Source organism: Cutibacterium sp. 37298, from assembly GCF_023838685.1.
GTDB lineage: Bacteria > Actinomycetota > Actinomycetes > Propionibacteriales > Propionibacteriaceae > Cutibacterium > Cutibacterium acnes.
The window spans coordinates 641185-664589 of record NZ_JAJNRJ010000002.1 but is presented as its reverse complement, the minus strand read 5'-3'; the positions used below and the strand labels follow the sequence as shown (position 1 = coordinate 664589).

General features: G+C 59.5%; 22 protein-coding genes and 1 tRNA gene. 21 read left to right on the top strand and 2 right to left on the bottom strand.

Translation table 11 applies throughout. From position 1 onward, the window contains the following. Positions 1–61: 61 nt before the first annotated feature. From LRP59_RS07570 to LRP59_RS07480, 19 genes are all read left to right on the top strand, one after another. Positions 62–1561 carry a UDP-N-acetylmuramoyl-L-alanyl-D-glutamate--2,6-diaminopimelate ligase gene (locus LRP59_RS07570; protein ID WP_002513929.1) on the top strand — a complete coding sequence of 500 codons (1500 nt, stop codon included), beginning with the start codon at positions 62–64 and terminating at the stop codon, positions 1559–1561. Beyond that, positions 1558–3015, top strand: a complete 1458-nt coding sequence (gene murF / locus LRP59_RS07565; RefSeq protein WP_002521840.1) for a UDP-N-acetylmuramoyl-tripeptide--D-alanyl-D-alanine ligase — start codon at positions 1558–1560, stop codon at positions 3013–3015. The genes LRP59_RS07570 and murF overlap by 4 nt, the downstream gene beginning before the upstream one ends. After that, entirely contained in the window at positions 3012–4082 is a 1071-nt protein-coding gene (gene mraY, locus LRP59_RS07560) for a phospho-N-acetylmuramoyl-pentapeptide-transferase (protein WP_002513927.1), read from the top strand. The genes murF and mraY overlap by 4 nt, the downstream gene beginning before the upstream one ends. After that, positions 4064–5560: a UDP-N-acetylmuramoyl-L-alanine--D-glutamate ligase gene (gene murD / locus LRP59_RS07555; protein WP_002513926.1), complete on the top strand. Its 1497-nt coding sequence runs from the start codon at positions 4064–4066 to the stop codon at positions 5558–5560. Before mraY ends, murD begins: the two co-directional genes overlap by 19 nt. 106 nt (positions 5561–5666) lie before the next feature. Continuing rightward, positions 5667–6842 carry a putative lipid II flippase FtsW gene (ftsW, locus tag LRP59_RS07550; RefSeq protein WP_002513925.1) on the top strand — a complete coding sequence of 392 codons (1176 nt, stop codon included), beginning with the start codon at positions 5667–5669 and terminating at the stop codon, positions 6840–6842. A 42-nt stretch (positions 6843–6884) separates the two neighbouring features. Then, entirely contained in the window at positions 6885–8003 is a 1119-nt protein-coding gene (gene murG / locus LRP59_RS07545) for an undecaprenyldiphospho-muramoylpentapeptide beta-N-acetylglucosaminyltransferase (protein ID WP_002513924.1), read from the top strand. Positions 8004–8014: 11 nt separating this feature from the next. Beyond that, positions 8015–9430: a UDP-N-acetylmuramate--L-alanine ligase gene (gene murC / locus LRP59_RS07540; protein WP_002513923.1), complete on the top strand. Its 1416-nt coding sequence runs from the start codon at positions 8015–8017 to the stop codon at positions 9428–9430. Further along, the gene (locus LRP59_RS07535; RefSeq protein ID WP_002513922.1) at positions 9430–10143 is read left to right on the top strand and encodes a cell division protein FtsQ/DivIB; all 714 of its coding nucleotides are present in this window, start codon (positions 9430–9432) and stop codon (positions 10141–10143) included. Before murC ends, LRP59_RS07535 begins: the two co-directional genes overlap by 1 nt. Before the next feature lie 122 nt (positions 10144–10265). Beyond that, positions 10266–11519, top strand: coding sequence for a cell division protein FtsZ (ftsZ, locus tag LRP59_RS07530; RefSeq protein WP_002513921.1), 1254 nt, complete (start codon positions 10266–10268; stop codon positions 11517–11519). A 1-nt stretch (position 11520) separates the two neighbouring features. After that, positions 11521–12306, top strand: a complete 786-nt coding sequence (locus tag LRP59_RS07525; protein ID WP_148378301.1) for a polyphenol oxidase family protein — start codon at positions 11521–11523, stop codon at positions 12304–12306. A 126-nt stretch (positions 12307–12432) separates the two neighbouring features. After that, complete coding sequence (locus tag LRP59_RS07520; protein WP_002513919.1) at positions 12433–12951, top strand: cell division protein SepF; 519 nt, start codon at positions 12433–12435, stop codon at positions 12949–12951. 10 nt (positions 12952–12961) lie between these two features. Continuing rightward, positions 12962–13252 carry a YggT family protein gene (locus LRP59_RS07515; RefSeq protein ID WP_002513918.1) on the top strand — a complete coding sequence of 97 codons (291 nt, stop codon included), beginning with the start codon at positions 12962–12964 and terminating at the stop codon, positions 13250–13252. Positions 13253–13403: 151 nt separating this feature from the next. Then, complete coding sequence (locus LRP59_RS07510) at positions 13404–14489, top strand: DivIVA domain-containing protein (protein WP_002513917.1); 1086 nt, start codon at positions 13404–13406, stop codon at positions 14487–14489. Positions 14490–14653: 164 nt separating this feature from the next. Then, positions 14654–15133, top strand: a complete 480-nt coding sequence (locus tag LRP59_RS07505; RefSeq protein ID WP_002513916.1) for a TraR/DksA family transcriptional regulator — start codon at positions 14654–14656, stop codon at positions 15131–15133. Beyond that, a complete protein-coding gene (locus LRP59_RS07500) occupies positions 15130–15645 on the top strand; it encodes a signal peptidase II (RefSeq protein WP_002513915.1) in 516 nt (171 codons plus the stop codon). Before LRP59_RS07505 ends, LRP59_RS07500 begins: the two co-directional genes overlap by 4 nt. 41 nt (positions 15646–15686) lie before the next feature. Further along, positions 15687–16607: an RluA family pseudouridine synthase gene (locus LRP59_RS07495; RefSeq protein ID WP_002513914.1), complete on the top strand. Its 921-nt coding sequence runs from the start codon at positions 15687–15689 to the stop codon at positions 16605–16607. A 117-nt stretch (positions 16608–16724) separates the two neighbouring features. Further along, the gene (gene pyk / locus LRP59_RS07490) at positions 16725–18158 is read left to right on the top strand and encodes a pyruvate kinase (protein WP_002513913.1); all 1434 of its coding nucleotides are present in this window, start codon (positions 16725–16727) and stop codon (positions 18156–18158) included. A gap of 205 nt (positions 18159–18363) precedes the next feature. Then, complete coding sequence (locus LRP59_RS07485) at positions 18364–18870, top strand: CrcB family protein (protein ID WP_002513911.1); 507 nt, start codon at positions 18364–18366, stop codon at positions 18868–18870. Next, positions 18867–19238, top strand: coding sequence for a CrcB family protein (locus tag LRP59_RS07480; protein ID WP_002513910.1), 372 nt, complete (start codon positions 18867–18869; stop codon positions 19236–19238). The genes LRP59_RS07485 and LRP59_RS07480 overlap by 4 nt, the downstream gene beginning before the upstream one ends. Positions 19239–19246: 8 nt before the next feature. On the opposite strand, the gene LRP59_RS07475 is transcribed toward LRP59_RS07480, so the two are convergent. Then, positions 19247–19329, bottom strand: a tRNA-Leu gene (locus LRP59_RS07475). 163 nt (positions 19330–19492) lie between these two features. Here LRP59_RS07475 and LRP59_RS07470 point away from each other — a divergent pair. Beyond that, complete coding sequence (locus LRP59_RS07470) at positions 19493–20140, top strand: ANTAR domain-containing response regulator (RefSeq protein ID WP_002521832.1); 648 nt, start codon at positions 19493–19495, stop codon at positions 20138–20140. Between the two features lie 19 nt (positions 20141–20159). On the opposite strand, the gene LRP59_RS07465 is transcribed toward LRP59_RS07470, so the two are convergent. Then, on the bottom strand, positions 20160–20573 hold the full coding sequence (locus LRP59_RS07465) for a PaaI family thioesterase (RefSeq protein ID WP_002513908.1): 414 nt from the start codon (positions 20571–20573) through the stop codon (positions 20160–20162). A 71-nt stretch (positions 20574–20644) separates the two neighbouring features. Between LRP59_RS07465 and polA the strand changes: the two genes are divergently transcribed. Then, on the top strand, positions 20645–23323 hold the full coding sequence (gene polA / locus LRP59_RS07460; protein ID WP_002533126.1) for a DNA polymerase I: 2679 nt from the start codon (positions 20645–20647) through the stop codon (positions 23321–23323). Positions 23324–23405: the final 82 nt, after the last annotated feature.

The following is a 23405-nucleotide window of genomic DNA, read 5'->3' as shown; positions in this document are numbered from 1 at the left end:
TCCACCTGCTGGTGCTGCCCTCCGACCATCCCAGGGTGATCCTGTCGGGTGGACCGACCTAGTGGCCTCCTTCGACAGCTGCCGAGCTAATGACAACGGTCCTGCGATCACCGGGATCACATTGGACTCCCGCCAGGTTCGCCCGGGCGATCTCTACGTCGGTCTGCACGGCCTGCATGCTCACGGGGCGAGTTTCGCTGCCTCTGCTGTTGAGTCGGGTGCAGTCGCAGTGCTCACTGACGAGGATGGTGCCATACTGGCGGCGGAGGCGGGTGTGCCGATCATTGTCGTTGACGATCCGCGCGCTGCCATGGCTGTTGCGGCCGCTAAGGTCTTTGGACACCCCTCGGATGCCATGACGATGTTTGGTATTACGGGGACTAACGGTAAAACCACAACGGCCTTCCTCGTGGAGGCCGGATTGTGTGCGGCTGGCCACCATGTTGGGACTATCGGGACGATTGGATTCCGGCTCGACGGTGAGGAGTTGCCTAGTGCTCGCACCACCGTCACGACGCCGGAGGCCCCAGATCTGCAAGGGCTATTCGCGGCGATGGCTGAGCGAGGTGCTTCTGACGTCGTGATGGAGGTGTCGTCGCACGCTCTGGCCTTGCAGCGGGTGGATGGAACCTGTTTCGATGTCGTGGCTTTCACCAACCTAGGCCGTGACCATCTGGATTTCCATAACACCCTTGATAATTATTTCAACGCTAAGGCCCGTTTGTTCACCCCCGATCTGGCTCGGGTTGGCGTTATTAATGTCGATGACCCGCGTGGTCGTCAGCTAGTTGAGCGTATGCAAGCCAACGGGGTTAAGGCCGTGACGACGTCAATCCATCAGCCCTCTGACTATCAGGTGACGTCATGGCATGCCGCGCGTGCCGGGGCGATTTTCGACGTGAGCACTCCGTCGGGGGAGCGCACCCTCGAGCTGTCCTTGCCCGGCGAATTCAATGTCCGCAACGCAGCTATGGCTCTGGCCATGCTCGAGGCTGCCGGGCTCGCTTTTGACGATGTTGCAGATGGTTTGTGTTCCGCTCAGGTGCCTGGCCGTATGGAGCGGGTCGATCTCGCAGATGACGCCCCGACGGCCCTCGTGGACTTTGCGCACACTCCGCAAGCGATTGCATCAGCTCTTGATGCCGCTCGGTCGTCAGTCGATGGCGGCCGTCTTATCGCCGTGCTCGGTGCTGGGGGAGACCGTGACGTGGCCAAGCGCGGTCCAATGGGCCAGATTGCCGCTGAGCGTGCCGATATCGTCATCGTTACTGATGACAACCCGCGTACCGAAGATCCTGCGGTGATCCGTGCAGCCGTGCTGGAGGGGGCCCATGAAGCTGCTGGTGACGGGGTCATTGTGATCGACGGGGGACGTCGTCGTGAGGCGATTAACGAGGCCCTGCGGATGGCGGAGGCTGGCGACGTTATCTGCGTGCTCGGCAAGGGACATGAGACCGGGCAGAGCATTGGCAGTGAGGTGCTGCCGTTCGACGATCGTGAGGTTATCCGGGCCGAATGGAAGATCATGGCCCGGCAGAGCGAGGAGGATCAGGCACGATGAGAGTTCTCGACGTTGCTACCCTCGCGCAGTGGGTCGAAGCAGCACCGGTTAATGATTCTGCCCAGGTGGGCCCGGACGTCGTCATTGATACCCGGAAGGTAACTCCGGGCGCTCTGTTTATCGCTCTTCCCGGCACCCGGGTAGACGGTCATGACTTCACTCAGGCGGCTCAGGACATGGGCGCTGCCGCTGTCCTGGTCACTCGGCGCACCGACGCACAGTTGCCCCATCTCGTTGTTGACGATGGTCAAGCCGGCCTATCTCGACTGGCGCGTCATGTCGTGGCGACTGAACGAGAACGTGGCATGCGTGCCATCGCTGTGACTGGTTCCAGCGGTAAGACAAGCACCAAGGACATGCTGGCCCAGATCCTTGAGACTTTTGGCCCAACGGTGGCTCCGGTGGGGTCGTTCAACAATGAAATCGGAGTTCCTCTGACGGCGTGCCGCAGTAACGAGAACACCTCTTTCTTGGTGTCGGAAATGGGGACTCGCGGTTTGGGTCATATCTCCTGGCTCACCTCCATCGTTACTCCCGACGTAGCCATGGTCCTCAACGTCGGGAGTGCCCACCTGGGCGAGTTTGGTTCGCGAGAGATCATTGCTCAGGCTAAGGGTGAGATCGTTGAGGCCCTCAGCGTTGACGGTTGGGCTGTGCTCAACGCCGCCGATACCCTTGTCGCCGGGATGGCACCGCGCACCCGTGGGCATATTGCATGGTTCAGCCCCGATGCTGACCATCGTCGCCCAGACGCCGACATTGAGGTGTGGGCCGAATCAACCCATGCCGACGACCTGGATCGTCACTCCTTTACCCTTGCCGCCCGCCGGGGTGAGTCCACCTGGCGTAGCCCTGTCCGGCTGATGACGATGGGCGCTTATCAGGTTGCAAATGCCGTGGCTGCTACTGCTGCTGCGCTGGCAGCCTTGGCTATGAATGACGACATCGATGACGAATCTGTCACTCGGATCGCCGAGGCGCTCAGCAACGCCGTGTCCAGGTCAGCTATGAGAATGCAGTTGCGTGAACGCGCCGATGGCTTGGTGCTGGTCGAGGACTGCTACAACGCCAACCCTGACTCGATGGCCGCTTCGTTGACAGCGATGGGGCATGTCTTGGCGACGCGCCGAGCTCGGGACCCTCAGACTAGGGGCGTCGCCGTTTTGGGCGACATGCTCGAGCTTGGACAGGACTCTGCTCGTCTCAATGCAGAGTCCGGTCGGCGAGCAGCCCACGCTGGATTCGACGTCATTATCGCTGTTGGCGATGAGGCCAAGAACATTGCCGAAGGTGCCCGGGCCGAAGGCGCACGTGTGATTGTTTCCACCGTGGAAGATGCTTCTGGGTCACTAGGTTGGACCTCACACGATGTCGTTTTACTCAAAGCTTCCAGAGGTCTGGCCTTGGAGCGAGTAGGACGCGACGTGTTTGAGGAAAGGGAGGCCCAGGCGTGAAGAACATCCTGCTCGCCGGTGCGGTGTCAATGATCGGCACTCTCGTCGGCACGCGGTGGTTCATCCATTGGCTCGCCGCGAAGGGCTATGGCCAGTTCATTCGTGACGACGGCCCGACAACCCATAAGACGAAAAAGGGCACCCCGACCATGGGCGGTGCTGTCATTATTGTCTCCGTACTGCTGGCGTACCTCGTGGCACACCTGGTGACGTGGACCCACCCCTCCATCTCAGCGCTGTTGGTGTTGTGGCTGTTTTCAGGATTGGGTTTTATCGGTTTTCTTGACGACTGGACAAAGATTTCTAAACAGCGTTCCTTGGGTCTTAAACCCAAAGGAAAGCTCCTCGGCCAGGCTTTTGTCGCTATCACTTTTGCTATCGGGGTGATGTATTTCCCTGATGTCCACGGTGTGACGCCAGGGTCGCCAGCTATCTCCTTCCTGCGTGATATTTCGTGGCTTTATCTACCCGTCTGGTTGGGCATCGTCTGGGTGATCCTGCTTATTGCGGGAAGTTCCAACGCTGTCAACCTCACCGACGGCCTTGACGGCTTAGCTACCGGTGCGTCCACGATGGTTTTCGGCGCCTATACCGTGCTGAGCATCTGGCAGTTCAATCAGTGGTGCTCTCGCCCGACCACCGCAGGAAACCACTGTTATGCAGTGCGTGACCCTCACGATATTGCAGTGGTCGCCATCGCTATCGCCGGAGCGTGTTTTGGGTTTCTGTGGTGGAATGCTAAGCCCGCCCAGATTTTTCTTGGCGACACAGGATCGTTGGCTCTTGGTGGCGCTGTTGCCGGTATGGCCGTCGTCAGTCGCACTGAGCTGCTCCTGGTCATTATTGGTGCTCTCTTCGTCATCGAAACGGTCTCGGTTATGTTGCAGGTCAGTGTGTTTAAGATCACTGGCGGAAAACGTGTCTTTAAAATGGCCCCGTTGCACCACCACTTTGAGCTGAAGGGGTGGGCTGAGGTGACGGTGGTCATCAGGTTCTGGATTATTTGCGGCCTTGCTGTTTCGGCTGGCCTAGGAATCTTCTACGCAGAATGGGTGGCAGGGCAATGACGTTCTCCGGAAAGGTTGATCTCAGCGCGGCTGACCGGCTCTTCGACTGGTCTGGTGTGCATGTTGTCATCGCTGGTTTAGGCACGTCCGGCTATGCCGCCGCTGACGCGTTACTTGAACTTGACGCCACGGTCCTCGTCCTTGACGACTGCGATGACGACTCCCACCGTGACAAAGGTGGTCTGCTGGAGGTTCTCGGGGCTGAAGTGCGTTTGGGCCCCGGATCAGCATCCGACTTGCCGGAGGAAACGGACCTCGTCGTCGTCTCTCCTGGCTGGCGTCCTACCCAACCGCTGGTAGCTCATGCCCTTACCCGAGGGATTCCCGTTTGGGGTGAGCCTGAACTGGCCTGGCGCCTCATGCATCCCGACCGTGTTATTCCGTGGCTGGCGATTACCGGCACCAATGGCAAGACGACGACTACCCAGATGACCGAGTCGATTCTTCATGCGGCAGGTCTGAAGGCATGTGCTGTCGGTAACATTGGCCGCCCCATCCTTGAGGCCATGGCTGACGAGATCAACTACGATGTTTTTGCAGTGGAGCTGTCCAGCTTCCAGCTGCACTGGTCAAACTCACTGTCTCTCCATTCCGCGGCAGTGCTCAACCTTCACCAAGACCACCTGGAGTGGTACGCCCACGAATCGGATCCGCTCGGTTCGTACGCCGCCGATAAGGCTCGGATCTACCACCAGGTGACCAACTCCTGCGTCTACAACGTTGCCGATCCCGCCACCGAACACATGGTGGAGGATGCCGACGTCGTTGAGGGGGCTCGCGCTATCGGGTTCACGACCGGGACCCCGGGGCCGTCCATGATCGGAATTGTGGACGACCTCATCGTCGATCGCGCCTTCGTTGAGCAGCGCGCGACCTCGGCGATGGAGCTGGCTCGCCTTGAGGACGTGCACCCTTTCGCTCCGCACAATGTCGAAAACGCGTTGGCTGCTGCGGCACTGACCCGCTCCTTTGGTGTTCCTGCTCCTGCCGTCGGACAAGGTTTGCGTGACTTGCATCTTGGTGGACACCGCATCGAGACGGTGCACCAGGCCAGTGGCATTACCTGGGTCGATGATTCCAAGGCGACGAACCCCCATGCTGCAAACTCCTCGATGCGGGCCTTTGAGCACATCGTGTGGATCGCTGGTGGGCAGGCCAAGGGCACGCATTTTGACAACCTCGTGACCACTCATGCTGGCAAGCTGCGTGGCGTAGTAGTGCTGGGAACTGACCGCGGCATCATCGCGAGATCTTTGGCCGAGCATGCTCCACAGGTTCCGGTCGTCGTCATTGACGACATGTCCCGCGAGGCGATGGCTCGTGCGGTCCACGAGGCTGCCAAGATGGCTCGTCCTGGGGACACCGTCTTGATGGCACCTGGCTGTGCCAGCTTGGATATCTGGCCCGGCTATGCCGCACGCGGTGAGGACTTTGCCAATGCTGCTCGACACGTTGACGGGCCAGATGCCGATGGCTGAGAAATCGGTAAGTTCACGGGCTCTCCGTACCACCCGACGCCGGACTCCCGGCAGCTGGTTGAGGCATTTACTGCGACTTGACGGTGGTGACGGTTCCTCTCGCCGATTGCTGGCTCAGCCGTTCCTGGATTACTACGTCATCCTGGCTACTACCGTGCTGCTGTGCGGTATTGGCGCGTTGATGGGGTTGTCATCCTCGTCGGTGTACTCTCAGTCGCTGGGCCACGGGCCTTATCACTTTGCGATTCGTCAGATCCTGTTCCTGGTAGTGGGCGCTATTGCGGCAGCCGTGGTGTCGCGGCTCTCGGAGACACATCTGAGGCAACTTGGTGGGTTCGCCTATGCCGTTGTGTGTCTCATGCTCGTTTTGGTGCTGACTTTTTTGGGTTCAGACGCTGGAAAGGGAAACCAGTCATGGCTGTCTCTCGGACCGGTTAGTTTGCAGCCCTCAGAGTTCGCAAAATTCGCCCTGGTGCTCCTTGGGGCGAGTTACATGTCTTCACGACGTGATGAGATGGCGACTCCGAAGGGCGTAGGGGGTTACCTTGGTCTATATGGGGTCGTCGGTCTGCTTGTTGTAGCTCAGGGAGACCTCGGCACAACGATGATTATTGGCCTTATCATGTTGGCCCAGATGTGGAACTTTGGAGTGCCCAAGCGTTATTTGGGTGCCCTCATTGGCCTGGGTCTCTTGGCGGTGCTGCTGCTCATTGCCATCACCCCCTATCGCGCCGAGCGCGTGTTGTCGTTCCTGCACCCAGACAATGGCGCCAGCACCTCCCAGCAGCCTCTTTCGGCGATTTATGCGCTGGCGACCGGTGGCTGGTGGGGTGTTGGCATCGGTGCCTCCCGGCAGAAATGGGGCGGACTTTATGATGGCGCTCAGAACGACTTCGTCTTTGCCGTTCTCGGTGAGGAAATGGGCCTGCTGGGTACCCTGGGTATCATCCTGCTGTTTACCTTGCTGATATGGGCTGGCGTGCGCACAGCGATGCGGCAGGATTCGCTGTTTCGTCGTTCAGCCGCGTCGACTGCCACCGTGTGGATCGCAGTTCAGGCCCTCATCAACATGTCTGTATCGCTGAACCTCTTGCCGGTCGTGGGCGTCCCGCTTCCGTTCATTTCTATCGGTGGTTCTGCACTAGTGTCGGCGTTGTTAGCAGTGGGGCTTTTGTTGGCATGTGCCCGCACCGAGCCTGATGCCCGACGAAGTACTGCGGCCTCGCAACGCACTGAGCCGGCCCGAGTAACGAGCGTCGTCGACGGTGGCAACCGTGGCTGATCTGAACCTCATTTGCCGTCTTTCTTCCCCAGAGGAGTACTCATGGTAAACGTTGTCTTGGCTGGCGGAGGAACGGCTGGCCATACATCGCCGTTGATCGCGACTGCGATGGCGCTGCAGGAACGTGGGGCGACGGTCTCGTGTATTGGTACGCCGAGGGGACTCGAGGGACGAGTTATCCCGGAAGCGGGGCTGCAACTTGACATGATTCCGCCAGTGCCGTTGCCCCGTGCTATCAATGCTGACCTATTCAAGGTTCCTGCTCGGCTAGCCGGGGCGGTGCGTAAAGCTGGCGAGGTGCTTCAGCGCCGCCAGACCGACGTCGTCGTCGGGTTTGGTGGCTACGTGTCGTTGCCTGCGTATTTAGCGGCCAGGCGAGCCAAGATCCCGGTCGTCATCCACGAGCAGAATGCTGTGCCGGGGTTGGCGAACAAGATTGCCGCACGCTTTGCCGTCTTCGTCGGTACGGCTTTCCCCGACACGCCCTTGCCCAAAGTGCGGTTTGTTGGCATGCCGTTGCGTTCCCAGATCACCGATTTGGCTGACGCTAGTGGGCAGGCCCGAGCTGAGCGTTGTGCCCGTGCCCGTGCTGACCTTGGTCTTGACATCAACCGTCCAACTTTGTTGGTGTCGGGGGGCTCTCAGGGGGCGGTGGCCATTAATGAGGCTGTTGTTGCTGCGCGGACACGTCTACTTGCAGACGGTGTGCAGATTCTTCACGTGCTCGGGCCGAAGAACATCCGGGAGGCTACGAGGATTACCGACGAGTTGACCGGAGCGTCATGGTTGCCTGTGGGATACGTTGACGACATGGCGAGTGCTTATGCAGCTGCCGACCTCATGGTGGCCCGTTCTGGCGCTGGAACAGTGGTGGAAACAGCGACCGTCGGTTTGCCGACTATCTATGTGCCGTTGCCGCACGGTAATGGCGAGCAGGCGCGCAATGCCACCCCGGCGGTCGACGCTGGAGCTGGCGTTGTTGTCGCCAATGCTGATCTGGACGCTGAGCGCCTCCTTGCGGAGACTGCCCGCATCCATGATGCTGATGTTCTTGCCCAGATGTCAGCGGCGGGACGGGGACTTATGCCCGCTCACGCTGCCGAGGAGATGGCGGTCCGGGTGATCTCGGCGGCGACGTCGATAGACCCTACGATTGGTTGAGGAGATATCTCATGTCACTGCGGGAACCTGTCGAGCTACTTGATCCTAGCGCCGTAGGGCCGGTCCACTTCATCGCCATCGGCGGAGTCGGAATGAGCGGTGTGGCACGGATTTACCACGACATGGGAGTTGAGGTGCGCGGCTCCGACCAGGTCGACTCGGCTAATTTGCGTGACCTTGCAAGTCTAGGCGTTCAGACCTGGGTAGGTCATGATCCGTCCCATCTGGCGGGGGCTCGTACCGTGGTCGTCTCCTCGGCTATTCGTCCTGACAACCCCGAGCTGGTCGAGGCACACCGGCTGGGTTTGCGGATCTGGCATCGCTCGGCTGCTTTGGCGGCACTCATGCTCGGCCGGGAAGGCGTCTCAATCGCTGGTACGCACGGCAAGACAACGACAACCGGCATGGTTGCGACCATGCTCGATTGTGCCGGAGCTGACCCGTCCTATGTCATTGGCTCTCCACTGGCTGCCACGGGCATGTCCTCCCATCTTGGTGGGGGAGAAGCTTTCGTGGTGGAGGCTGATGAATCCGATGGGTCTTTCCTGCAGTACCCAAGCCAGATCGTCGTCGTCACCAATGTGGAAGCCGATCACCTAGACAATTGGGGTACCCCGCAGGCGTACTTCGACGGCTTCGTGTCGATGGCAACCCGTCCCGAGGTGCGCTACGTCGTGACTAATGCCGACGATCCGGGGGCAGCCGAATTGGCCTGCCGACTGGAAAGCACCGGCACAGTGCGAGTCGTTACTTACGGAGAATCTGAGCAAGCTGAGGTCAGGCTCGTTGATCTTGACTTGAATGGGACGACGGCTTCGGCGACTCTCGTTCATGGCCCTACCCAGGGACGCCTGGAGCTCCAGGTGCCCGGTCGCTACAACCTCTCTAATGCGGCAGCCGCCTACTGCGTCGGTTCCCTGCTGGGAATTAGTCACCAGGATCTGTTGACCGGGATCGCATCCTTCACGGGGACGTTGCGACGCTTCCAACTGGTTGGTCGGGTTGCTGACGTCTCAGTCTTTGACGATTACGCCCATCACCCGACCGAATTGCGCGCCACCCTTGGTGCGGCACGTCGTGCCGTGACGGGGCAGGGGAGGGTCATCGCCTGCTTCCAGCCTCATCTGTTTTCCCGTACCAGGGATTTCGCCGGGGAGTTCGGATCGGCGCTTACCCTTGCAGACCGGGTCATCGTTTCCGACATATATCCGGCCCGTGAGGATCCGATTCCCGGTGTGACCGGCGAGATGGTGCACGACGCCGTTCTCGCCGCAGGCGGGGACTCCCGGTATGTGCCCGATAAGCAGGACCTTCCCGAGGCCCTCGCCGAAGAGGTGCGTCCTGGGGACCTCGTCATCACCCTTGGCGCAGGAGATGTCACTTTAGTTGGCCCGGTTCTGGTGGGCCTACTGGAGGGCAAGGCCTGATGCCGGTTTCCGACATCAGCGTCGCGATGGAGCTACGACGTCGACGCTGTAGGAAGCGTAACCGGATCATTGCGGGTGTTGTCGCCGCTGTGGTGGTGCTTGTCCTTGTGGCGATGTGGATCGTCCGCAGCTCGTCGGTGTTGTGCGTCAACACCATCGAGGTACACGGCACTCACCTTGTGACGGCGTCCCAAGTCGAGCAAGCCGCCAAGATCCCGAAGGGTCAGCCGCTGGCCAGGGTGAACACCGACGACGTAGCTGCGCGCGTAACGCGCATGGATATTGTCCAACAGGCTGAGGTGTATCGGAAGTGGCCGCACACTGTCGTCATTGACATCACCGAGTTGAAGATCTCGTATCAGGTGAAGACCCCTGGGGGCTACCTCTGGATCGATCCCTCCGGGAGAATCTTTAACCGAACCGCAAAACCCACTCCGAACGTGGTGTGGGCGACGACCTCATCTGGAAATCGTGGCTTATTGCGAGACGTCGCAACCGTCGCTGATTCCTTTCCTACCGAGCTTAGACGCCATGTTGACCACATCGAGGCCACATCTCGCGATGCCATTGTCGTGGTGCTGTCGGGCAAGCGAACGGTGGTGTGGGGATCGGCGGATCAATCTGTTCTCAAGGCCAAGGTCACCACAGCGATGCTCCACGTCAAGGCGACTCGTTATGACGTCTCGTCCCCTGAGCATCCGACCTCTCGCTGAGTAGTCTCAAGCTACGGTTGAGGGTCAAGGTCAAGGTTGGCTGCAGCGTTGGACACCCTTTTGACGTGCTCATAGCCTTGCCCCTAGACCGGTCCGTCAGACAAGAGTGAGGCAGAACTCCAGTGGCTATTCCATCCCAGAACTACCTCGCCGTGATCAAGGTCGTGGGGGTAGGCGGTGGCGGTTGCAATGCCGTGAACCGCATGATCGAGGCGGGGCTCAAGGGAGTCGAGTTCCTCGCCGTCAACACCGATGCCCAGGCCCTCCTCACGAGCGACGCCGACGTTAAGCTTGACATCGGCAGGGACCTCACTCGAGGTTTGGGGGCCGGCGCTGACCCGGATAAGGGGCGCCAGGCTGCCGAGGACCATGCTGACGAGATCGAGGAGTCCCTCAAAGGTGCCGACATGGTCTTCGTCACCGCTGGTGAGGGCGGCGGAACCGGCACTGGTGCTGCTCCCGTCGTCGCTAAGATCGCTCGATCCCTCGGCGCTTTGACGATTGGTGTTGTCACCCGTCCGTTCTCCTTTGAGGGTCACCGTCGGTCCTCCCAGGCCGAGCAGGGCATCGATAATCTGCGCGATGAGGTCGATACCCTCATCGTCATCCCGAACGACAAGTTGCTGGACATGACCGACCAGCAGATCGCCATTCTTGACGCTTTCAAGCAGGCTGATCAGGTGCTGATGCAAGGTGTTTCGGGTATTACTGACCTCATCACTACCCCTGGCCAGATCAACTTGGATTTCGCCGATGTCAAATCGGTCATGTCGAATGCCGGATCCGCCCTCATGGGTATTGGTCGTGCATCTGGAGAGGACCGTGCACGGGCAGCCGCAGAGATGGCTATCTCGTCTCCGCTGCTCGAGGTGTCCATCGACGGCGCTCGCGGCGTCTTGCTGTCTATCGCTGGTGGTTCCGACCTTGGCCTGTTCGAGGTTGCCAGCGCGGCCAATCTCATTGAGGCTGCTGCCCATGACGAGGCCAACATCATCTTCGGCACGATCATCGACGACGCCCTCGGTGACGAGGTGCGCGTTACGGTTATCGCGGCTGGATTCGAGAACGGCCAGCTCACTAGCACCAAGCAGCCTGGAATCAGTCAGCGTCCTGCTTCCCGCCCTGCCATGAGCAACCGGTCTTCAGCGGGAGTTTTTGGCGCTGGAACGGGTTCTGCTGCATCAACCTCGGCTGGGTCGAGTTCGTCTGCGAGTCGTCAGCCCGCTGATAACCAGCGGCCGACGCCGATCCGTCCGCAGACCCAAGGCAGCCCGTTCGGAAAGGCCCAGTCACAGCAGCAGAGTCATCCTGTGGAGCCTGTTAATCCGCCTGAGGAGCCGGATGACGACCTTGATATCCCTGACTTCCTGAAGTGACGTGCTGAGATTCGTTATCGACCCCGGTGCCAATCATGGCGTCGGGGTCGCCTTCACTGATCGTGTCGACGCTTCCGGGCAAGGACGCGGGGGTGCTGGTTTTGAAGGATTTAACCTCGGTCGCGCTGATGAAGACCCCACTGTCCTCGAGCATGTTGAATCCCTTCGTTCTCGGCTTGGCCTGGGCCCGGTGATGGTCTGCCATCAAGTACATGGCAACGAAGTGTGGCGGATCGGCCTCAACGACGTCGAGGGATGGATTCCCCAGAGGTATCTTGGGAATCACGTTGAGGGACAGCCGAAGCTTCCCATTGCCGACGCGATGGTCACCGATCTGCCCGGAGTTGCGCTGGCTATTCGAGTGGCCGACTGTATGCCGATTATGCTGGCAGACCCAAAGGCTGGAGTGGTTGGTGCTGCTCACGCCGGGCGAGTGGGGTTCTTAGCAGGTGTGTTGCCCGCGACTGTCAAGTCCATGCATGACATGGGGGCCACGGAGTTGCTTGCGTGGTTGGGTCCCCATATCTGCGGTAGGTGTTACGAGGTTCCCGCAGAGATGGCCGAGCAAGTCTGGACCGAGTATCCAGCTACTCGTGCGGTCACTCGACAGGGCACTCCGGCCCTTGATCTAGGTGCGGGTGCGTTAGCTCAGCTCGAGTCACTGGGTGTGGCCGCTGTGGGGCTAGATCCCTGCACGTTTGAAGGGGATGACTTCTTTTCCCATCGTCGAGATCATGGCGCTGGTCGGCTAGCTGGCCTAGTGTGGAATGCTCACGACGCCCATTGACGACAGATGTACTCAGTCCACGATGTCTTAGACGTTCGCGTGTCCCGCCAAACCGTGGCAATATCAGTGGCAGGCTTGAATGGTGAGAACCCCGCCCGGGGATAAGCCCACGAGAAGGAGCTCCAGATGGCAGGAATCGGCAGGAAGATTGCCTCGTACGTCGGGATCGTTGACGATCGTCGGTACGACGAGGAGGATCTTCCCGACGAGGAGCTCACCACGGAGGTCTACTCCGACGACGGGTATGAGCCATCTTCGGAGGTGACCCAGTTGCATCATCACGATTCCAATGAGCAGCACGCTCGGGGGCACAAGGCGGTTCAATACCGTCGCCGTTCGGAACTTGAGGAGCCGAGCATCGCTGACATTAACCGCATCCTGACCGTCCACCCGCGTAACTACAACGAGGCGCGGACCATCGGTGAGCAGTTCCGCGAAGGTATTCCGGTCATCATGAACCTCACTGAGATGGACGATGCAGACGCCAAACGTCTCGTCGATTTCGCTGCCGGCCTCATCTTTGGCCTGCGCGGAACCATCGAGCGGGTGACCAGCAAGGTTTTCCTGCTGTGCCCGCGCAACGTCAATGTCACTCCGGAGGACAAGGCCCGCATCGCTAGCGGCGGATTCTTCAACCAGTCTTGACGAGGAAACCATGATCCTGACTGGCACCATCCTCACCTGGATCATTGAGATCTACACGGTGTTACTCATCGTGCGGATGTTGATGTCCTGGGTGCCGCTTCTGATACGGGGTTTCGAGCCGCGCGGTGTCCTTGCTGTAGTGTTTGAGGCGGTTTACACTGTGACTGATCCACCGATCAAGTTCTTCGATCGTCTGGTGCCGCCGGTGAGATTCGGCAACGTCGGGTTCTCGGTGGGGTTCATCATCGTTTTTGTGTTATTGGCGATACTCCAGCGAGTTGTTATCGCCATCTTCTGGTGATGAGACGAATCCATACTCCGAAGGTGAGGTTGAGCCTCCTAAGTGACGCGAGCGCCTTGGTGGAGTAGCCTTAAAGTCATCTCGTGTCCACCCCGGGCCATCTAGGTCCGCCTCACGGGTCCTGACTGTTCCCGACATCTTGGAGTGCACAATGACGCTGACCCTCGAAGAGGTGCGTAAGGTTCGTTTCCCGATGGTCAAACGCCCCGGGGAGGGCTACCGCGCCATTGAAGTTGACGACTTCGTCGACAAGGTTGAAGCGGCGTTTATGACCCTCACCGATGAGAATGAGCGTCTCAAAGCCCAGGTCGAGGCTCTCAGGTCGGGTGAGCCGGGGGAGCAGAGGCCGGATCAGGATCTCCTTAACGAGAACGAGCACCTGCGTGCTCAGGTTGAGGAACTCCGCTCCCAGCAGAATGGGCGCACGGTCAATTCCGGCGAGGTCGACCGTGCCAAAGCTGCTCAGCAAGACGCCGAGAAACGTGCCCGCCAGTTGGAGCAGGAGCGGGTCTCCCTGCAGTCCCAGATCGAGGAGCTGCGTCAGGCTGCACGGCGTCCTGGCCAAGATATTGACCCGGCTGAGGTCGCCCGCCTGCGCAGCGAAAATGAGCGTCTTGGCGCACAGCTTCGTGATGCCCAGACCCTTGCCGCCCGTAGCCGGACGTCCTCCGTCGCGCAGCAGCCTACGACTACCGACGACGGGGTCAGGAAGCTCGTTGTCACCACCAGTGCTGAGGCCTCTCCGGCTGTCGTCCGGATGGTTGAGCTTGCTCTTGCGGATGCCGAGCGCGTCGTCCATGAGGCTGAGAGTGAGGCTGGCCGCAAGGTTCAGGCCGCTGAAACCAAGGCCCATGAGCTTACCGTTGATGCCCAGACCCGCGCTGACCGCATCGAATCTAGTGCCCGTGTCAATGCTGAGAAGTTGACTTCCGACGCTAAGAGCAACGCCGACAGGGTTAATGCTGACGCTCAGACTCGCCGCACGGAGCTCTTCCGTGAGCTTGAGGCTGAGCGCGACAACCTTGCGGGGAGGGTTGATCACTTGCGTTCCTTCGAGGCTAGCTACCGCGAGGCCCTCACTTCCCACCTGCGTGCCCAGGCCGACAACCTTGACCAGGGCGTTTTTGAGCCCGCAGAGTTGCCTGAGCTTCTCAAGTCTGAGAACCGTGTTGCTCCCGGCGGCTCCTCCACCCCGCGTTTGGATGCCCTCATCGGACGCGGCCAGCAGCAGAACTGACAAGCGCACACGTCGTAAAGCTCCGTGCTCTCGGTCGAAGGATCGGGGGCACGGAGTTGTTGTCCATACAGTGTTGAGGTAGAGAAGACCCACGAGGATGACGAGTGAGTGCCATGGGTGTAATGTCGGCCCACAGTTCATGACACCCCCATGTAGGTGATGATATGAACGGCACACACCACGGAGCCGGGGACAATCCCCGCATGACGACGGAGAGTTCCATGTCAGACCACGATGTCGAGGCGATTGCTGCATCCCTGCCGGTGCGTGACGGCGATGAGCCGTGGACGGCTGATGAGATTAGCGAAATCGTCGGCACTCTTGAATCCGATGTTCAGAGGATGGGCACGGCCCTTACCAAAGCCGAGAATGATCTTGCTGACCTCATGAAGCAGGGGAATGACGGTGCTGGAATGGATACCATCGACGTCGGTTCCTCTCAGTTCGAGCGCGATCAGGAGATCTCCGTCACCCGTAACGCTCGCGCTGTGTACGACCAGTCGAAGCTGGCCCTTCAACTTCTCGACAGGGGCACCTGGGGAACCTGCGAATCCTGCGGCGAGCCGATTGGAAAAGCTCGGCTGCAGGCGTTCCCGCGGGCCACCATGTGCGTCAAGTGCAAGCAGCGCCAAGAGCGTCGGTGAGTTCTAACCCGACCGTGTTGGTAGGAGGGCAGCTGAAGCGCTGGCGCGTCGTCATGGTCGCCATAGGTGTGCTCGGCTACGGACTTGATCAATGGACGAAAGCTGAGGCAGTTGCCCGTCTTGATCCTTACGGCCCGCCGAGCTGGTTCGGTGGTTTCCTCACCCTGCGCCTGATCCGCAATCCCGGGGCGGCTTTTTCGATGGGCTCGACAGTCACTGTGCTGATTAGCCTTTTTGCGATCGCCATGCTTATTGCCGTATGCGTGTGGGGGGTGCCCCGCGCTCGTCATCGCTGGTCTCTTATTGCCTGCGGCATGCTCATTGCCGGGATCTGCGGCAATCTGACCGATCGGATTTTCCGAGCCCCTGGTCCACTGCGTGGCCATGTTGTCGACTTCATGAGCCTGCCGCATTTCGCGGTATTCAACGTTGCCGACATATTCATCACGAGCACCGCCATACTCGTTGTAGTGGTGGCTGTGTTCGGGCATCACGAGGACGATGCAGGTTGAGGTAGATGACCATTCATGAGATGTGATGAGTAGGAGGGGATGTGAGCGTCCTGTTAGTACCCGACGGTCTTGACGGGGAACGGGTCGATGTCGCTGCTGCTCGCATGAGTGGGGTATCCCGGTCCCGGATCAGCAGCCTTATTGAAGACGGCGGGGTCTTTTTGGGCGGCCAACTGGTCTCTCGGGCGTCGGTCCGGGTAGCCACCGGTCAGATGCTTGACGTCGATCTCTGTGATCCTGTCGCGACGCCGTCCATTACCCCGCAGATCGTTGAGGGGATGCGGATCATCCACGACGACTCGGACATTGTCGTCGTTGACAAGCCTGCCGGGGTTGCTGCCCACCCGTCCCTGGGATGGGAGGGGCCAAGTGTCGTCGAGCATCTCGCGGCAGCTGGATTCGCAATTTCCACAAGTGGTGCACCGGAGCGTCAAGGAATCGTTCAGCGTCTTGACGTCGGTACATCCGGACTCATGGTGGTGGCCAAAAGCGAGCACGCTTATACCTTGTTGAAGCAGGCTTTTCGGGACCGCACCGTTGACAAGGTCTATCTCGCCCTGGTGCAGGGCCACCCTGATCCCTTCACAGGTACTATCGACGCTCCGATCGGCCGCGATCACCGTCATGATTGGAAGATGGCCATTGTCGATGGGGGTCGTCACTCGGTGACCCATTATGAGACGGTGGAGGCGTTCCGGCATGCGACCTTGCTCAAAGTACACCTTGAAACCGGTCGGACTCACCAGATTCGCGTGCACATGGCGGCGATCAAGCACCCCTGCTGTGGGGACCCGCTCTACGGTTGCGACCCCGCGCTTGCGAAGGAATTGGGTTTGGAGAGGCAATGGTTGCACGCTGGTGAGCTGTCTTTCACCCATCCGGGCAGTGGCGAGTGGGTAACGTTTCATGCTGATCTTCCGGCGGATCTCCAGAATGCTCTCGATGTGGTGAGGCAAGCCTGAGCAGTCGCTCGGTATGTGGTGGTCATTTGTGCACTATAGGTGAACGTCTAGTGTACATCCGACGGTGACTGGCATTCCGGCTCGGGTCCGCGTTGCCTTGAGCGGTATCGTGTAGGCGTGCGTAGAGCTAAGATTGTGAATACCCTCGGGCCCGCTGTGACCAGCCATGACGCCATGAAGAAGCTCATGGAGGCTGGCATGAATATTGCCCGTCTCAACATGAGCCACGGCGACTACTCCGAGCACCAGGAGCGTCTTGACCTGGTTCGCTCGGTCTCGAAAGAACTTGGTCTCAACGTGGCAGCCTTGGCCGACCTCCAAGGTCCGAAGATCCGTACCGGCCTGTTCGAGAAGGCTGAAGGAGAGTCGAACGGCAAGATCGATCTCAAGATTGGTGACAAGTTCACTATCACCACTGACGACATTGTGGGCAATCAGGAGCGCGTCTCCACCACTTTCAAGGGTCTGCCCCAGGACTGCAAGCCCGGCGACGTCATCCTCATCGACGACGGCAAGACCGTCCTCCAGGTTGACTCTGTGAGCGGCAACGACGTCAATTGTCACTGCACTGTCGCTGGCCCGGTTGGCGACCACAAGGGCATCAACCTCCCCGGTGTTGCCGTGTCTATTCCCGCCCTCACCGAAAAGGACGAGGAGAACCTGCGCTGGGCTCTCAAGGCTGGCATCGACCTTGTTGCTCTGTCCTTCGTCCGACACGGCTCTGACATCGACCGTGTTCACGAGATTATGGACGAGGAGGGACGTACCGTCCCCGTTATAGCCAAGCTCGAGAAGCCGCAAGCTATCGAGAACTTGGACGAGATTATTGACGTCTTTGACGCCGTCATGGTTGCCCGTGGCGATATGGCCGTCGAGTGCCCGCTCGAGGAAGTTCCGCTGATCCAAAAGCAGATCATCGAGAAGGCTCGTTTACAGGCTAAGCCCGTCATTGTGGCCACCCAGATGCTTGAGTCGATGATCCACGCTCCCCGTCCGACCCGCGCTGAGGCCGCCGACGTCGCGAACGCCATCCTTGACGGCGCCGACGGCGTTATGACGTCCGCTGAGACCAGCGTTGGTGACTTCCCGGGTGAGACTGTCCGCACCATGGCCAAGATCGTTGAGTCTACTGAAGCCCGTGGCTTGGACAAGATCGCCAAGATCGACTGGGATCCGCACACCACCAGTGGCATCATGTCGAAGGCAGCTGCTGAGATCGCTGAGCGCGCCGAGGCCAAGTTCATCGTGGCCTTTACCAAGTCCGGTGACACCGCCCGTCGCATCGCTCGTCTGCGTCCGAGCACACCGCTCATCGTCTTCACCTCTGATGAGACCACGACCAAGACCCTCGCCTGGGTCTGGGGTGCTCACGCCGTCGTTACCCCGGTGTTTAAGAATGCGGAGGAGCTGTACCGCTGGGTTAACGCGTACCTGCGCGACAAGGGTTTCGTGCCGGTCGGTGACCGCGTCGTCGTGTTGTCCGGTTCCCCGATGGACATTCCGGGTAAAACTAACGATCTGCGCATCCTTCGTATCAAGGAAGATGACTGATTACGGGTATACCTCGATCGTTACGACGTCCCTCATTCCGTGAGGGACGTCGTCGCTTTCCTGGACGGCCATCCCGAAGCGGCCTAGCGTTTCCGAGGAGACCTGGCTGGACCTCGTGATAGAGCAGATACGTGGCTCATACGGAGATCGGGCATGAATGGTCTCGTAGTACCTCAATCGTGCCCCTCCCAGATGGTCGACTTCTATGGGCATCCCATCATCAGCATCGTCTGGTACTCCTGGTGCTGACCGCTATCGTCGAGTGGAAGGATTCCTCACTATGGCAATGAGATCGGGATTCCTCGATCGTCGTCCTGTGCTGGTGGGGTTGGTATTTCTGGGGGGATGCCTAGGTACTCTCATACGCTCCGTAATTGCTCATGCGTGGCCGTCCCGGGCAGACGGTGTTCCGTGGGGGACGTTGGCTATCAATCTTGTCGGAGCTTTCGTACTGGCGACTTTGCTCGAGCTGCTCGTCCACGCTGGCCCTGGCCAAGGGGTTCGTCGAGCGGTGCGGCTATGCATCGGTACCGGATTGTTAGGTGGATTTACGACTTATTCCGCCCTCACGGTGGAAACCGGCCAACGTGTGATGTCAGGGCAGTGGTTATGGGGTATTGCCTATCTTTTGACGAGTGTCGTGGCAGGTGCATTGTTGGCATGGGTCATGATCGCCGCGGTGCGGTGTGTCATGGGTAAAAGATCGTCATGACGATGTTGTGGGTCTGCCTGGCTGGTGGTTTTGGGGCGGTAGCGCGTTTCCTGCTTGAATCGCGCATTAACTCGCGGTTCTCAGCTCCAGTTCCGCTAGGAACCCTAGTTATCAATGTGGTGGGATCGCTGTTGTTGGGGCTCATTACTGCGGCAGCTCTCAACCATCTGGGATTTTCACAAAACCTCAAAGAGCCATTGGGAACGGGCTTTTGTGGTGGGTTTACGACCTTCAGCACAGCCTCTGTTGAAACAGCGCGTGCTGCATGCGGGTGCCGGAAGCGCGTGGGAGCGCTGCACTGTATGGGAATGGCGATTGCGGGAGTACTGGCAGCGATCCTGGGACTAGCCCTGGGATCACGGGTATAAGCCGACGGTGCCCGAGAGGGGAGTCGAACCCCTACGCCCGCAAGGACAGCGCATTTTGAGTGCGCCGCGTCTACCATTCCGCCACTCGGGCCGGCTTGCCTATTGTGCCACAGTTGCGCCCAGATGCCGATTCGCCGCTCACGAGGGTCGATTGGGCGGGCACTCTAGACGAGGGGATCCGCTAGTCGGAGACATGTGCATGTGCGGTAAGACCTCATAACCACTAAGATTGAACCGAGTTGTCAACGTTCGACATGCAAGGAATCACCGTGAGTAAGCCACAGGACCTCACTCGGTCAACCTCTGACTCGGGGGCGGAGGCGGAACATCCACGTGTCGTAGTCGCCGAGGACGAGGCTCTTATCCGTCTCGATCTCGTCGAGCTGCTCGAGGAGCATGGTTACGAGATCGTCGGCCAAGCTAGCGACGGCGAGGAGGCTGTCCGTCTTGCCAATGAGCTCGAGCCCGACCTAATCGTCATGGACGTCAAGATGCCTAAGATGGACGGCATCACTGCAGCCGACAAGATTGCCGAAGACCGTATCTGTGCTGTCGTCATGCTGACCGCTTTCTCACAGCGTGACCTCATCAAACGTGCCAAAGAAGCGGGTGCGATGGCCTACGTCGTCAAGCCTTTCGATGCTTCGGATGTCATTCCGGCTATCGAGATTGCTATGGCCCGTTTTGCCGAGATCCGCGGCGTTGAGGACGAGGTCATGGATCTGGAGGAGCGCCTCGAGTCGCGCAAGATTGTCGACCAGGCCAAGGGTATTTTGCAGGCCAGCCTTGACCTTACTGAGCCAGAGGCCTTCCGGTGGATCCAGAAGACCGCCATGGATCTGCGTAAGTCAATGCGAGAGGTCGCTCAAGGAGTTATCGATCACGCCGAGAGCGAGAAGTGATCTCGGGCTGCTGGTCCTTTTAGATGACCTGACATGTCATCCTTCCAATGGCACAGATGCGGCCCTCATCGTCGACGATTTCGACGGTGTGGGTTGTTGTGCGTTTACCGAGATGCACGGCTGTCGCGGTAGCGATGACTTGATGGCCGTGGGGCGGGCGCAGGTGCGAGACTGACAGTTCGGTTCCCACGGCTGAATGCTCGAAGGTCCGTGCGTGGGCCATGGCTGCCAGCGACCCGGCGGTCTCCACCAGGACTCCCGAGCCGCCACCGTGCCACAGGCCCATAGGTTGGGTATTGCCGTCGAGCGGCGCGGTGACGGCGCAGCGGTGAGGTGAAATCTCTCGGACTTTGACGCCGAGCTTGTCGTCAAGAGGACTAACGAGTTGTGCCAGCCAGTCGGGAAGCGGATGTTCAGGAACGGAATACGTCACAGGTGAAGCATGCCACCGTGCGCCACCGTGATCGCATCTCGTTGTCCGTGGCGTCCTCTAAAGTCAACGGTATGAGCGAGACGACGCAGCCCATCCTCATGGTCCTTGACGGGCATTCGATGGCCTTCCGGGCTTTTTACGCCCTGCCGGTCGAGAACTTCACCACCTCGACGGGGCAGCACACGAATGCAGTGCATGGCTTCGTCGCGATGCTTATCAACCTGCTGCGTAACGAGAAGCCCACCCACGTCGCGGTGGCATGGGATCTTGCCGGAGGCACTTTTCGCACCACTGAATACTCCGAGTACAAAGCCGGTCGTGCCGCTATTCCGCCAGAGTTCCCCGGCCAGATTGACCTCATCAAAGAGGTCCTCGATGCTCTTCACATCGTTCACTTGTCTAAGGAGAACTACGAGGCCGACGACATCCTTGCCACTTTGTCGACCCGGGCGACTACAGAGGGATTCAAAACGCTGCTGGTTTCTGGGGACCGTGACGCCATGCAGCTGGTTAACGACCAGGTGACGGTGCTTTACCCACGCAAGGGCGTTTCAGACCTTGCTCGCATGACGCCGGAGGCCGTTGAGGAGAAATACCTGGTGTCTCCGGCACGGTACCCGGAGCTGGCAGCTTTGGTGGGGGAGAGCGCCGACCATCTGCTCGGGGTTCCCGGTGTTGGCCCTAAGACAGCGGTGAAGTGGCTGACGGCTTATGACGGTCTGGAAAACCTCATCCGTCAGGCCGACACCGTTAAGGGGAAGGCGGGACAGTCCTTCCGCGATCACCTCGACGACGTCATCCGTAACCGCAAGCTCAATGCCTTGGTCCGTGACCTTGACCTTGACGTCACCCTGGCCGAGCTTGCCCGTCATCCCTGGGACCCGAAGGCTACTCGCGCGGTCTTTGACACCCTGGAATTTCGCACCCTGTGGGACCGCGTTCGTGCCCTGGCCACCGAATCTGATGCCGATGGGGTCGATGAAGTCGACGACACCCTCGAGATCTCAGGGACGGTCCTGGAACCAGGGACATTGAATGATTGGCTGTCCACAACTGCAGGTCGCATAGGCGTCGACGTCACTGGTAGTTGGGGAAGTGGATCTGGAGATGTGGAAGCTGTCGCGCTGGGAGGCGTCGACGGTAATGCAGTGTGGTTCGACGCCGCCGAGTTGAGCCCTGAAGACGAGGACGTTTTTGCCGCTTGGCTGGCTGACAAAGACCGTCCTAAGGCCATGCATTCAGCCAAGGGTCCGGTGGAGGCTCTCGCCGAGCGTGGCTGGGAGGTTGCGGGCCTGACCTGTGATACTGAGCTTGCCTCCTACTTGCTGCATCCAGATCGCCGTGCCCACAAGTTTGACGATGCGGTACGTACCCACCTTAACGTTGCCTTGGGTGAGGTAGAGGATAATTCTGACCAGGCCATGCTCGATTTTGGGGAAGACCATTTTGCTGAGTCGATGGAGAGAGCAGTGGCCGTCACCAGGCTGGCCGACGTCATGGAGAAAGAGGTCGAGGCGCGCGGCGGGTCCGAGCTGCTGCATGATGTCGAGATGGGGGTACAGAGGTGCCTTATCTCCATGGAGCGCGCTGGTATCGCCGCCGATATGGACATCTTTGAAGGGCTGCGCTCCGAGTTTGACGAGCGGGTGACACGAGCCGAGGAGGCTGCGTGGGAAGCAGCTGGTGAGAAGATCAATCTGTCCTCGCCTAAGCAGTTGCAGGGAGTGCTGTTCGACAAGCTCGATATGCCTAAGACCCGGCGTACTAAGTCCGGGTACACGACTGACGCAGACGCTCTGGCTGGGTTGTACGAGACGACCGAGCATCCTTTCCTTGCCCATCTTCTCGAGCACCGAGACGCCATCAAGTTGCGTCAGACCGTTGATGGGTTGCTCAAGGAGATCCGTGATGACGGTCGAGTCCACACCACGTATATGCAGACGGTTGCCGTGACTGGAAGATTGTCGAGCAAGGACCCAAACCTTCAAAACATTCCGATGCGTACCGAAGAGGGACGACGCATCCGCGAAGGGTTTGTTGTCGGTGAGGGGTACGAATCCCTCTTGAGCGCTGACTACTCCCAGATCGAGATGCGGATTATGGCGCACGTATCTGGGGACCAATCTCTCATTGACGCTTTCCAGTCGGGTCAGGACTTCCACACCGTGACGGCATCACACGTATTCGGCGTTGCTCCCGAGGATGTCAGCGTGGCGCAACGTTCCAAGATCAAGGCCATGAACTACGGACTGGCCTATGGATTGAGCGCCTATGGGTTATCTAACCAGCTCAAGGTCAGCGTGGGTGAGGCTAAAGAACTCATGGCCGACTACTTCAGCCGGTTCGGAAAGGTACATGAGTATCTCGAAGAAGTCGTTGACCAGGCGCGTCGTCAGGGATACACCGAGACTCTCCTGGGACGTCGTCGTTACCTTCCTGACCTCACCTCAACAAACCGTCAGCGCCGAGACATGGCCGAGCGTGCCGCCCTCAACGCTCCCATTCAGGGATCGGCAGCGGACCTCATCAAACTGGCCATGCTCGCCACCGACCAGAAACTTGCTGAGGCAGCTTTGACAAGCCGGGTCTTGCTGCAGGTTCATGATGAACTCATCCTTGAGGTTGCCAAGGGTGAAGAGGAGAAGGTTCGCGAGATCGTTACCAACGCTATGGGACATGCCATGGACCTATCGGTCCCGTTGACGGTGTCAATTGGGGTCGGACGGTCCTGGTTCGATGCTGCGCACTGATACCACTCCCAACCAGCCGGATTCGGCATGGGGGCACCTGAGACGCCCCTCATACCTCGACCGTCGTTCCACGTCGAACTAC